10 protein-coding genes are annotated in these 11,931 nt (G+C 65.6%); 5 read left to right on the top strand and 5 right to left on the bottom strand.

Translation table 11 applies throughout. The annotated features are described in order from the left end of the window. Nucleotides 1-154 precede the first annotated feature (154 nt). Complete coding sequence (locus EJ068_RS25115) at nt 155-1,288, top strand: site-specific DNA-methyltransferase (protein WP_127252546.1); 1,134 nt, start codon at nt 155-157, stop codon at nt 1,286-1,288. A gap of 55 nt (nt 1,289-1,343) precedes the next feature. On the opposite strand, the gene EJ068_RS25120 is transcribed toward EJ068_RS25115, so the two are convergent. Both EJ068_RS25120 and mutY read right to left on the bottom strand, forming a co-directional pair. Further along, entirely contained in the window at nt 1,344-1,955 is a 612-nt protein-coding gene (locus EJ068_RS25120) for an HAD family phosphatase (protein ID WP_127252545.1), read from the bottom strand. Further along, on the bottom strand, nt 1,952-3,091 hold the full coding sequence (mutY, locus tag EJ068_RS25125) for an A/G-specific adenine glycosylase (protein WP_127252544.1): 1,140 nt from the start codon (nt 3,089-3,091) through the stop codon (nt 1,952-1,954). Before mutY ends, EJ068_RS25120 begins: the two co-directional genes overlap by 4 nt. A 32-nt stretch (nt 3,092-3,123) precedes the next feature. Here mutY and EJ068_RS25130 point away from each other — a divergent pair, with 32 nt between their 5' ends. The 3 genes from EJ068_RS25130 (at nt 3,124) to smc (ending at nt 8,058) form a co-directional block, all read left to right on the top strand. Next, a complete protein-coding gene (locus tag EJ068_RS25130; RefSeq protein ID WP_127252543.1) occupies nt 3,124-3,633 on the top strand; it encodes a DUF721 domain-containing protein in 510 nt (169 codons plus the stop codon). A gap of 153 nt (nt 3,634-3,786) precedes the next feature. Further along, nucleotides 3,787-4,533 (top strand): DsbA family protein, encoded by a 747-nt coding sequence (locus EJ068_RS25135; RefSeq protein ID WP_042641803.1) that lies wholly within the window; start codon nt 3,787-3,789, stop codon nt 4,531-4,533. Nucleotides 4,534-4,596: 63 nt separating this feature from the next. Beyond that, a complete protein-coding gene (gene smc / locus EJ068_RS25140) occupies nt 4,597-8,058 on the top strand; it encodes a chromosome segregation protein SMC (RefSeq protein ID WP_127386361.1) in 3,462 nt (1,153 codons plus the stop codon). Between the two features lie 28 nt (nt 8,059-8,086). Here the strand turns inward: smc and EJ068_RS25145 are convergent, their stop codons facing one another. Continuing rightward, nucleotides 8,087-9,799, bottom strand: a complete 1,713-nt coding sequence (locus EJ068_RS25145) for an HAD family hydrolase (protein ID WP_127253616.1) — start codon at nt 9,797-9,799, stop codon at nt 8,087-8,089. Nucleotides 9,800-10,028: 229 nt separating this feature from the next. Here EJ068_RS25145 and EJ068_RS25150 point away from each other — a divergent pair, with 229 nt between their 5' ends. Next, complete coding sequence (locus tag EJ068_RS25150; RefSeq protein ID WP_127253617.1) at nt 10,029-10,946, top strand: acetamidase/formamidase family protein; 918 nt, start codon at nt 10,029-10,031, stop codon at nt 10,944-10,946. Nucleotides 10,947-11,006: 60 nt separating this feature from the next. Here EJ068_RS25150 and EJ068_RS33725 read toward each other — a convergent pair whose 3' ends face one another. Both EJ068_RS33725 and EJ068_RS33730 read right to left on the bottom strand, forming a co-directional pair. Beyond that, nucleotides 11,007-11,441, bottom strand: a complete 435-nt coding sequence (locus EJ068_RS33725) for a hypothetical protein (protein WP_245490175.1) — start codon at nt 11,439-11,441, stop codon at nt 11,007-11,009. Nucleotides 11,442-11,479: 38 nt separating this feature from the next. Further along, on the bottom strand, nt 11,480-11,920 hold the full coding sequence (locus tag EJ068_RS33730) for a hypothetical protein (protein WP_281058999.1): 441 nt from the start codon (nt 11,918-11,920) through the stop codon (nt 11,480-11,482). Nucleotides 11,921-11,931 lie beyond the last annotated feature (11 nt).

Below are 11,931 nucleotides of genomic sequence, written 5' to 3' on the forward strand. Positions count from 1 at the left end.
GGAGGAGCCTGACTGGCTTAAGCGGCGCGGCATACACCAACGGGCCGGCCTGCGCAAACCGCCGAGGGTCAGGCGTCGGGCCTTCACCGAATGTTTACGCTGATCGGTAACCATAACAGCCAGTAAACCGTAACGCGTTTGTTTGGGTGTTTTGATGTCTGCCGTGCGTCTTCTCGACGAGCTTTCCCTCGCCCCTGTTAGGTCCGAATGGCTGGACACGATCCTCAAGGGCGATTGTGTCGCCGCCCTCGACCGGCTGCCGGAAAAGACGGTCGACATCATCTTTGCCGACCCGCCCTACAATCTGCAGCTCGACGGCGACCTGCACCGGCCCGACCAGTCCAAGGTCGACGCCGTCGACGACGACTGGGACCAGTTCGAGAGTTTTGAAGCCTATGACGCCTTCACCCGCGCCTGGCTGCTCGCGGCGCGCCGCGTGCTGAAGCCCAGCGGCACCATCTGGGTCATAGGCTCCTACCACAACATTTTTCGCGTCGGCGCCCGCATGCAGGATCTCGGCTTCTGGATCCTCAACGACATCGTCTGGCGCAAGACCAATCCGATGCCGAATTTCCGCGGCCGCCGCTTCCAGAACGCGCATGAGACGATGATCTGGGCCTCGCGCGACCAGAAGGCCAAGGGCTACACCTTCAATTACGAAGCGCTGAAGGCGTCGAACGACGATCTGCAGATGCGTTCCGACTGGCTGTTTCCGATCTGCACCGGCGGCGAGCGCCTGAAGGACGAGAACGGCAACAAGCTGCATCCGACACAGAAGCCGGAAGCGCTGCTTGCCCGCATCATGATGGCCTCGACCAAGCCGGGCGACGTCGTGCTCGATCCCTTCTTCGGCTCCGGCACTACCGGCGCCGTCGCCAAGCGCCTCGGCCGCCATTTCGTCGGTATCGAGCGCGAGCAGGCCTATATCGACGCCGCCAATGAGCGCATCGCCGCGGTGCGCCCGCTGGAAAACGCCGATTTGACAGTGCTTTCGGGCAAGCGCGCCGAACCGCGCGTCGCCTTCATCAGCCTGATCGACAACGGCCTTGTCGCGCCCGGCGCCACGCTCTACGACGCCAAGAAGCGCTGGGCGGCGAAAGTGCGCGCCGACGGCACGCTGGCGATCGGCGACAGCGCCGGCTCGATCCACAAAGTCGGCGCCGAGGTGCAGGGGCTGGACGCCTGCAACGGCTGGACCTTCTGGCACTATGAGCGAAGCGGCGGCCTGACCCCGATCGACGAGCTGCGCCGCATCGCCCGGCTCGGTATGGAGCGGGCAGGGGCCTGAGCCGCCGGTCCGCTCTTGAAACGACGCTTCAACGGATCGCCGCAAGCGATTCAGTTCAGGCCACAATCCCGAGCCGTTCAAGATCCGCTTTAAGCGTCGGGGCGTTGGTGAACAGCAGCGCCTGCCAGCCGGCGGCCTTGGCGCCGTCGACATTCTTCTGGCTGTCGTCGATGAATAGCGAGGCCGACGGATCGAGTCCGAACGACACGACGTGATGGTCGTAGATGGCGCGGTCGGGCTTGATCAGGCCAATATCCCCGGAGACGGTGACGCCGCGCGGTTTCTCCAAGAACGGGAAACGGGCGCGCGCCTCGCGGAACGTGTCCGACGCCCAGTTGGTGAGCAGCGTCACGTCGTGGCCGTCATCGATCAGGTCCTCCAGAAGCGCGACGCTGTCTTCATAGGCGTGCGGCGCCATCTCGTGCCAGTAGCGGCGGAAATTGCGGATGTTCTCGGCATGGCCGGGATGCTCGGCGATCAGCAGCGCCTCGGCTTCTTCCCAGGTCCGGCCGCGATCCTGCTCGAGATTCCATGCGCTGGTGCAGACATTATCGAAAAACCATTTCCGCTCCCCGGCATCGGGGATCAGGCGGCTGAACGGGATGTCGGGATCGTAGTGGACCAGCACCTTGCCGATGTCGAACACGATATGGCGGATTTCAGTCATACGGGCCTCTTTGCACTGTGCGACGACGGTTTTTTCGTCGCGCCCGGTATGGCCGCTTCGATTGCCTTTTTCATGACAGTCGGCAGCGCCTCCCCGGAAATCTCGTGGGCCAGCGACCAGAAATGTCCGGACGGTGCGGCGCCGTTGACGCGGGCGTGGAAGATTTCGAGCTCGAGCGCGAAATGCGTGAAGACATGGCCGATCTGCCCGGCGCGCCGCCAGTCGCCTGGAAAGGGCGCGGCGTCGGCTGTCGTGGCGCCGTCGATCCGCGCCGTCCAGTCCGTGGTCGGCACCTCGGTCATGCCGCCGAGCAGGCCCTTCTCCGGCCGTTTGCGCATCAGGATGGCGCCGTCGGCGCGCTCGGCGACGAAGGCAGCACCCCTGCGCAGCGGCTTGTCGTCCTTCGGCAGGCGGACCGGGAAACGCTCGGGATCGCCGGTGAGAATGGCGCTGCAATCCTCGCGGACCGGGCAGAGCATGCAGCGCGGCCGCTTCGGCGTGCAGGTCGTCGCGCCGAGATCCATCATCGCCTGGGCGAAATCGCCGGGCCTGGCCTGCGGCACCAGCTTTTCGACCAGTTCGCGGATTTCGGGTTTCGCTTCGCTGAGCGGGGCTTCGATCGAATTGAGCCGGGTCATCACCCGCTCGACATTGCCGTCGACGACTGCCGCCGGCCGGTCGAAGGCGATCGCCGCGATCGCCGCCGCCGTATAGGCGCCGATCCCCGGCAATTCGCGCAGGCCGGCCTCGGTGTCGGGAAAGCGGCCGCCGCGCAGCGCGACGAGGTCGGCGCAGGCCTTCAAATTGCGCGCCCTGGAATAGTAGCCGAGCCCGGCCCAGGCTTTCATCACGTCTTCGGCGGGGGCCGCCGCCAGCGCCTCGACCGTCGGCCATTTCTCGACGAAATTGCGGAAATAGGCCTTTACCGCCTCGACCGTGGTCTGCTGCAGCATCACCTCGGACATCCACACGCGATAAGGATCGGCCCTCACGCCGCGCGCAAACGCAACCGGCGTGACGCGCCAGGGCAGGTCGCGGTGATGCGCGTCGTACCAGGCAAGCAGGCGGGACGCGATGCCCATGTCTTCGGACGCGGCTTTCTGTGATGCCTTGCGGGTCTGGTCGAGCGGTGCCATTGATCGGATGAACTGGGAACTGGAGAACGCACATGGCAGGGAAAAGGGCCTTCGGCAATCCCGTTCCGGTGAGCGATCTCGCCACCGAGATCCTCGACCCGGTGCTGAAGAAGCGCGCCGGCATCTCGATCGGGCTGGTGCAGTCCTGGGAGGAAATCGCCGGGCCGCGCCTGGCCACTCATTCGCGCCCGGAAAAAATCCAGTGGCCGCGCCGGCTGCATGAGGACGACCCATTCGAGCCAGCGACGCTGATCATCGCCTGCGAAGGCATGGCGGCTTTGCATCTGCAGCACGAGGCCGGCGAGATCATCAACCGCGTCAACGCCTTCCTGGGCTTCAACGCCATCGGCCGCGTCAAGATCCTGCAGAGACCGGTGCTTTCGCAAAAGGCGCGGCCGAAGCCCGCGCCGCGACCCTTGACCGAGGCCGAGAAGGCAAAACTTTCGCATCTGGTCGGCAAGATCGAGGATGACGGCCTGCGCGCTTCGCTTGAGCGGCTCGGCGCCACAATTTTGGGTGAAAGGAAGCCCAAAGGGTCGTAAGAAGCGTCATGAATGCGTCACCATCTCGCGCATTCGTGATGCTCGTGATCAAGTTTCGCGATTGGATTGGGGATCGCGATGCCTTAATTCGCGCCAACTCTCGCCTTTTCTAGCCCTTGCATTGCAAAATCCAACCGATATCAGGTGATTCGCATGAACCGTGCCCCGTTTGGCAATAGCTTGTCCCGCAGAAACCTTCTGACAGCGCTGGCCGCTGTTCCTGCGGTGGCGCTGCTTGCCGCATGCAGCGACTCCGGCGAGGAGGCCAAGGCCGCCGACGTGAAGCCCGCCGACCCGTCGACGCCTGCCAAGCCCGCCGCCACTCCGGCGGCCGCCCAGGTGCCGGAGGCACAGGGCACGGTCGACATGGCGGAACTGCTCAAGCCCGGCGCGCTGCCCGAAAAGCAGCTCGGCAAGGACGACGCCAAGGTCACCATCGTCGAATACGCCTCGATGACCTGCCCGCATTGCGCGCATTTCGCCATGACCACCTTCCCCGAGCTGAAGACCAAATATATCGATACCGGCAAGGCGCGTTACATCCTGCGCGAATTCCCGTTCGACCCGAGCGCCGAGGCCGGCTTCATGCTGGCACGCTGCTCCAAGGACAATTACTTCGCCATGGTCGACGTGCTGTTCAAGCAGCAGCCGAGCTGGGTCGGCGTTAACAACACCAAGGAAGCGCTGCTGCAGATCTCCAAGCTCGCCGGTTTTACACAGGAGTCCTTTGAGTCCTGCTTGACGGACCAGAAACTTCTGGACGATGTGAGAGCAGTCCAGAAACGCGGAGCGGACGAGTTCAAGGTCGACTCGACGCCGACTTTCTTCATCAACGGAAAGACCTACAAAGGGGCGATGTCGATTGAGGAAATGTCGGCCATCATCGACCCTCTGCTCTGACATCCAGGCCGCGCCGAAGCGGTCAGGTTTTGGCGCGCGCATCTGTAGTGTAGGGCGGCGCGAATGAAATTTTCGCGCCTTCGCCTTCTCGGTTTCAAATCCTTCGTCGAGCCTGGCGAGTTCGTCATCGAACGCGGGTTGACCGGCATTGTCGGGCCGAACGGCTGCGGCAAGTCGAACCTCGTCGAGGCCTTGCGCTGGGTGATGGGCGAAAGCTCCTACAAGAACATGCGCGCGTCCGGCATGGACGACGTGATCTTCTCCGGCTCCGGCGCGCGCCCGGCGCGCAACACCGCCGAAGTCACGCTTTTCCTCGACAACACCGACCGCACGGCGCCCGCCGCCTTCAACGATGCCGACGAATTGCAGGTCTCGCGCCGCATCGAGCGCGAGGCCGGCTCGCTCTACCGCATCAACGGCAAGGAAGCCCGCGCCAAGGACGTGCAGCTGCTCTTTGCCGACCAGTCGACCGGCGCCCGCTCGCCCTCCATGGTCGGCCAGGGCCGTATCGGCGAGCTGATCCAGGCAAAGCCGCAGGCGCGCCGCGCGCTGCTCGAAGAAGCGGCCGGCATTTCCGGCCTGCACACGCGCCGACATGAAGCCGAGCTTCGGCTGAAGGCCGCCGAGCAGAATCTGGAACGGCTGGACGACGTCGTCGGCGAGCTGGAAGGCCAGATCGAAAGCCTGAAGCGCCAGGCGCGCCAGGCCTCGCGCTTCAAGAACCTGTCGGCCGATATCCGCAAGGCAGAAGCGACGCTGTTGCATCTGCGCTGGACATTGGCAAAGACCCAGGAAGGCGAGGCGCGCTCCGCGCTTGCCGTCGCCACCACGCTGGTCGGCGACCGCGCCGCCGCCCAGATGGCCGCCGCCAGGGAGCAGGGCATCGCCGCGCACCGGCTGCCGGACCTGCGCGACGCTGAAGCCGCCGCGGCCGCCGCCTTCCAGCGCCTGTCGATCGCCAAGACGCAGATCGAGGAGGAGGCCGGTCGCATCCGCGCGCGCCAGAGCGAGCTCGAACGCCGGCTGCAGCAGCTCGACGCCGACATCGCCCGCGAGGAGCGGATGGTGCGCGACAATGCCGACATCCTCGAGCGCCTGCGCACCGAGGAAGCCGAGCTCAATTCGGAAAATGCAGGCGCCGCCGAGCGCGAGGCGACCACGCGCGCCGCTTTCGAACAGGCAGGTGCTACGCTGTCGCAAAGCGAGGCAAGACTTGCCGCGCTGACGGCCGAGCGCGCCGAGGCGGCGGCCTCGCGCCACCAGATCGAGCGCTCGTTGCGCGAAACAGCCGAACGCCGCGACCGCTTCGCCCGCCAGCTCGCCGAGGTCGACCGCGAGCTTTCCGACATCGTCGCGCGCATTTCCGGGCTGCCGGATCCCGCTGAAAAGCGGCTGCTGGTCGAGGATGCGCTGGCCAGGCTGGAAGAGAGCGAGGCCGGCGCCATTGCCGCCGAGCAGGCCGTCGCCGAGGCGCGCGCGGCCGAAAGCGCCGCAAGGCCCCCGCTGCAGGATGCCAGGGCGGAACTGGCACGCATCGAGACGGAAGCGCGCACGCTGGCGAAGATCCTCAACGCCACCAGCGGCGGCGATCTTTTCCCGTCGGTGCTGGAGCAGATCAGCGTCGAGCGCGGCTATGAGACAGCGCTTGGCGCGGCGCTCGGCGAGGACCTCGACGTTCCGCTCGACCGCAGCGCCCCGGTGCATTGGGGCGAAAGCGCGGTGCAGCCGGGCGATGGCGTGTTGCCCGAGGGTGTGAAGAGCCTGGCAAGCGTGGTGCATGCGCCGGCGCAGCTCGCCCGCCGCCTGGCGCAGATCGGCATTGTCGACGCCGCTGACGGCCGCCGGCTCCAAGCGCTTCTGGCTACTGGCCAGCGGCTGGTCAGCCGCGATGGCGCGCTCTGGCGCTGGGACGGCCTCACCGCTAGCGCCGACGCCCCGACCGCCGCCGCGCTGCGGCTCGCGCAGAAGAACCGCTTGGCCGAGCTCGATGCCGAGGCCGTGCAGGCGACGCGCGTCGTGCGCGAGGCGGAGGAGGCGCTGGCGCGCGCAGAGCACGCGATGCGCCAGGCAAGCGAGGCCGAGCGTAATGCGCGCCAGGCCGGCCGCGACGCACAGCATGCGTTGGATGCCGCCCGAAATGCGCTGGCCGAGGCCGAGAAGGCCGGCGGCGAGTTGGTGAGCCGCCGCGCTGCCTTGGACGACGCCCGCGCGCGCATCGTCGAAAGCCATGAGGAGACGCAGGCTGCGTTCCTCGAAGCCGAGGATATGCTTAAGGACGCGCCCGATCTCGGCGACCTGCAATTGCAGCTCGAACAGGCATCCGCCAATGTCTCGCGCGACCGCGCCACGCTGGCCGATGCGCGCGCCGTGCATGAAGGGCTTCGCCGCGAGGCCGAGGCGCGCATGCGCCGGCTCGATGCCATCGGCGCCGAGCGCAGGAACTGGGTGGAGCGTGCCGAAAACGCCGCGACGCAGATCGCCGCCCTTGGCGAGCGCAAGGCGGAGGCCGAAGCCGAGCGCGAGCGGCTGGCGGATGCGCCGGACGAGATCGACGCCAAGCGCCGCGCTTTGCTGACGCAGCTTTCCGAGGCGGAGGCGCTGCGCCAGGCAGCGAGCGACCACCTGCAGGAGGCGGAAAACAAGCAGGCCGAGCTCGACAAGGCGGCCACCGCCGCGATCCAGTCGCTCGCCGAGGCGCGCGAGACCCGCGTGCGCGCCGAGGAGCGGCTCACCGCGGCGGACGAACGCCGCGCCGAAGTCGAGGCGCGCATCCAGGAGGCGCTGAACACGCCGCCGCATCTGGTCATCCAGCATACCGGGCTCAAAGCCGACGATCCGATGCCCGACATGGCCGAGATCGAGCGACAGCTCGACCGCCTGAAGATCGAGCGCGAGCGGCTTGGCGCGGTCAATTTGCGCGCCGAGGAAGAGCAGCGGGAGCTATCGGAGCGGCTGGAGACCATCGTTTCCGAGCGCGAGGACATCATCGAGGCGATCAGGAAACTGCGCCAGGCGATCCAGAGCCTCAACCGCGAGGGCCGCGAGCGGCTGCTGTCCGCCTTCGAGGTGGTCAACGGCCATTTCCAGCGGCTGTTTTCGCATCTGTTCGGCGGTGGCACGGCCGAGCTGCAGCTGATCGAGTCGGAAGATCCCCTGGAAGCTGGCCTTGAAATCCTCGCTCGCCCGCCAGGCAAGAAGCCGCAGACCATGACGCTGCTTTCTGGCGGCGAGCAGGCGCTGACGGCGATGTCGCTGATCTTCGCCGTCTTCCTCACCAACCCCGCGCCGATCTGCGTGCTCGACGAGGTCGACGCGCCGCTCGACGACCACAATGTCGAGCGCTTCTGCAATTTGATGGAAGAGATGGCGAAGACGACGGAAACCCGCTTCGTCATCATCACCCACAACCCGATCACCATGGCGCGCATGGATCGCCTCTTCGGCGTCACCATGGCCGAGCAGGGCGTCAGCCAGCTGGTCTCGGTCGACCTGCAAGCGGCCGAAGCGATGCGCGAGGCGAGCTGAGCTCACCTCTCAGGTTCGACGACCAATCCTACTTTTCCGGAGCTGTCGCAGGCGCCGTATACCTGCGCCGCACCGCGTCGATCACCAGCTTGCGGCTTTCCTCGGCCGACAACGCCTTGTTCTTCTCCGCCTCCGCCGTCTCTCGGGCGAGGTCCTTGTCCCTGATCTGCTGGCGGAACCATTTCGAATAATCGCCGGCGCGCAAATGGTGTTCCCATGTCTTGTCGTCGATGCCTTCCGCCATCTGCGCGAAGATGATGAGGTTATGAGCTCTGAGGTTCATCGCCTTCTTCGGTCCGGTGAAATAGAAGCTGCCCTCTTCGTCGAGCTCGCCCTCGGCATATTTGCGGCTGTGGCGCTTCAGCGACTGGGCGGGCTCGATCGCCTTGACCGTGAACGGCGCCTTGCCGTCATGCGGGCGCCAGAACAGCACGCGGTCGCCCTTCGGCGATGGAATGTCCTTCGGCGCCGGGAGTCCCGTTTCCTTGCAAAAGGTCTTGATCACGCCCTTCGCCTGGGGGCCAAGCGCGATCACCGCCGTCACCAGGCCGAGCGCGTCGGTGGAGATTGCTTCGGGGTGGACGGTGATCAGCACCGTGCCGGGCAGCTCGATCGAAAGCACCGAACGCGTATCCCCGCGCCGCTTGGGCATCAAGTGATGCGCCTCGTCGATGATCAGCCAGTGCGGCCTTGCCGTCCGGTAGCGGATATTGCCGAGGCCGGGCAGCAATTCGGCGAAGAAATCAGGCCGCTCGTCCACCTTCAGCGCCAGGCCGTTGACCACGACATTGTTCTGCGGCTTCTCGATCAGTTCCAGCAGCTGCTCCTTGTTGGGCGCGGTCGAGCCGTTGCCGAGCGGCACCGCGCCTTTCAGCCCGTCATAGTCGCCCTCGGGGTCGAAAATGCAGAACTGCAAACCCTTCTCGACCAGCCGCTCGGTGAGCGCCGTGGCCAGGGTCGATTTGCCGATGCCCGAGCTGCCGGCGATCAGCACTGTTTCCGTCGGCGACAGATAGATGTCCTTGCCGCGCGAAGTTCCGAGCAGCACGCCGCCCAAGCGCTTCTTGGCAATGAGGTGGTCGTGCTTGATCAGCTTGCGGATCAGTTCCTCGACGCCCTTGCCGCGCACCTCCTTGGTGACGAGATCCGCGGTTTCCTTGACGGCGGGCAGCGCGTTGGCCACCGCGACGCTGCAGCCCGAGGCCCTGAGGAAGGCGTGGTCGTTCTCGGCGTCGCCGACGGCCACGACATTGTGCGGCGACAGCTTCAGGTCTTCGAGCGCCGCCGCCAGCCCGGTCGCCTTGTTGACGCCCGAGGGCAGGATCATCACCGCGCCCTTGTTGAAGATGATTTCCAGCTCCAGCCCGAGCTTTTTGATGACATCGAGCACGGTCGCCTGGTGCGGCTCCCAGGTAGCGACGATCGATCGCCCGACCGAGAGCGGCTTCACGCCGCGCTTCTTGAGCTTTTCAATGAGATCCGCAGGGGGCGAGGGCGAGATCGTGCGCTCTTCCTCGCTGGCCGGCGTGTAGATCAGCGCGCCGTTTTCGGCCACGACCTTGTCGAACAGGGAGAGTTCGGGAAAGACTTCCTTCAGATCGGGCAACTCGCGCCCGGTGACCAGGACGAGCTTTCGCCCGGATTTCTTCAGCTTCTCCAGCGCCGAGATCGTGCTCGCGGTGACCAGGCCATCATGCGCCAGCGTGCCGTCATAGTCGGTGGCCAATGCCATGAAATACATCGGTTGAGCCTCTCCATCGTCCGGTTTGCCGGTCGCCTGGAAAACCGGCCGGGTGGACAACAACGCCTGTTGGTGGAAAAGGTTTAGGCCAGGCACTGGATTTGTCGGGCTGGCGCCAGGTCCGTCCTGCATCGTGGCGGCCAACTCGCCGATACCAATGGAACGATCGGGCGCCAGGATCTCGATCCGCGCACTTGCCGCGCGGCAACACCTTCGCTACTGCCATTCCATGGCAACGCACAAGCTCATCAACAGCACGTGGCACAATGTCCTCGGGACGGTCGCGCCGGCGCTCACAATTGCATCCGGCGATGTCGTGATCACGGAGACGCTGGACGCCAGGGGCTTCGACAAGAACGGTGCGCGACCGGCTCATGGTCCAAACCCGATGAACGGCCCGGTCTTCGTGACGGGAGCCGAACCGGGCGACGCGCTCCGCGTGGACATCCTGCGCATGGATCCTATCCGCCCCTCCGGCTGGACGATCTCGTCGCTCGCCGCGAATGTTGTCGATCCCGAGGCTGCTCGCCAATTGCCGGCGCGCGACAGAGCCGACTGGCTGATCGATCTGGAATCGCGAACAGTGAAGTTGCAGGAGCCGCCGCCAGGCCTTGAGAACTTCGTGCTGCGGCTCGAACCGATGATCGGTTGCTTTGGCGTGGCGCCCGCGATGGGCCAGGCTTTCTCCACCGCGACAAGCGCGGAGAATGGCGGGAACATGGATTATCGCGGCTTTCGGCCTGGCGCGACCGTTTGGTTTCCCGTCGCCGTGGAGGGTGCGCTTTTCTTCGCGGGCGATTGCCATGCAACGCAAGGCGATGGGGAGATCGTCGGAACCGGGATCGAGACCTGTTTTGAAGTGCAGCTACGCTTGAGCGTGGAAAAGAACAGGCGGTTGACATGGCCTCGCGGTGAAAACGAAACGCACATTTTCTCGGTCGGCAACGCTCGGCCGCTGGATCAGGCCCTTCAGCATGCGACCACGGACATGCTCAACTGGCTGACCAGCGATTATGGATTGTCCGCTGCCGCCGCATCGCATCTGATGGGACAGGTTGTCCGGTATCACGTCGGAAACGTCTTTGATCCTGCCTACACGATGGTCTGCCTTGTCGAAAAGCGATGGCTTCCGGCATCCGTCGGCTGAGGAGCGCACGCCCCAAGGTGCGCCAACCGGAACCCGCTCCGTGGCTCTGGGCGGCATACATCAGACTGTCTGTGACGGCATGAAGCGGACGCTTGCCGAGCGGCTCTCGCCAGGCGCGAGCACCATGCAGCCTGTGTCTTCGTCCAACCGGTTGAAGGCGTCGGTGACGTTGCTGACCGGCTCGGCGCAGAAGAACGGCTCGCCTGGCGGTGTGTAGAGCACCAGGAAATCGAGCTGTGCTTCGGCCTCGATGTCCAATAGCCGTTCCTCATCCGGCCAGGTGATGCGGGCACGGCGTGTCCATCCCGTGAAGACGGTGTCGAATGCGGCCTCGGCGACGTCGAAGCCCGTTGTCGGATCGGCGCCCGCGGGCGGCGAAACATGGCGTGTGGGCAGAACCTGGGCGTCGGTTTCCCACATCCCGGTGACATCGGCCTGGATATGCGTCCACGGCGTGGCGGGAAAATAGGGATGAAGCCCGAACCCGGCCGGCATGGGCGTGTCCGAGAGGTTGCGCAATGAGATCCGGATGCTCAGGCAGCCCGTACGAGTCCGATCCTCTGCTCGGCCTCGTAGCTCCAGGGCCAGGAATCGGCATCGTGGCGATAGCGCAGGACCGCCCTGCCTTGCTGGTGTCCGGCCAGCGTCCACGGCAGTCGCCAGCCATGGCCGTGCTCATAATGCGGGTCGTCTGGTCGCGTCGGCAACTCTATGGTCCGGCCGGCGAAGCTGAAGCGGCCGCCCCTTACACGATTGGAGTAGGGGACCAGCGGAAAGCAGGCCATCGCGCCCGCGTCGCGGCTGTCGAACGCGGCGGGCAGGGCGGGGCGTAGCCAATCGACGGCATGCCCATTTTTCCGCCAGCGATATGACGCCAGCGCGCCGCCGGCGGCCGGGGCGATCTCGACCGTCGCCAGACCGTCGGTGATCGTGACCAGGCCGTCCGCGCCTCTTGTCTCAAAATTTCCATCCATCCTCTCTCCAG

Source organism: Mesorhizobium sp. M2A.F.Ca.ET.043.02.1.1 (assembly GCF_003952405.1).
GTDB lineage: Bacteria > Pseudomonadota > Alphaproteobacteria > Rhizobiales > Rhizobiaceae > Mesorhizobium.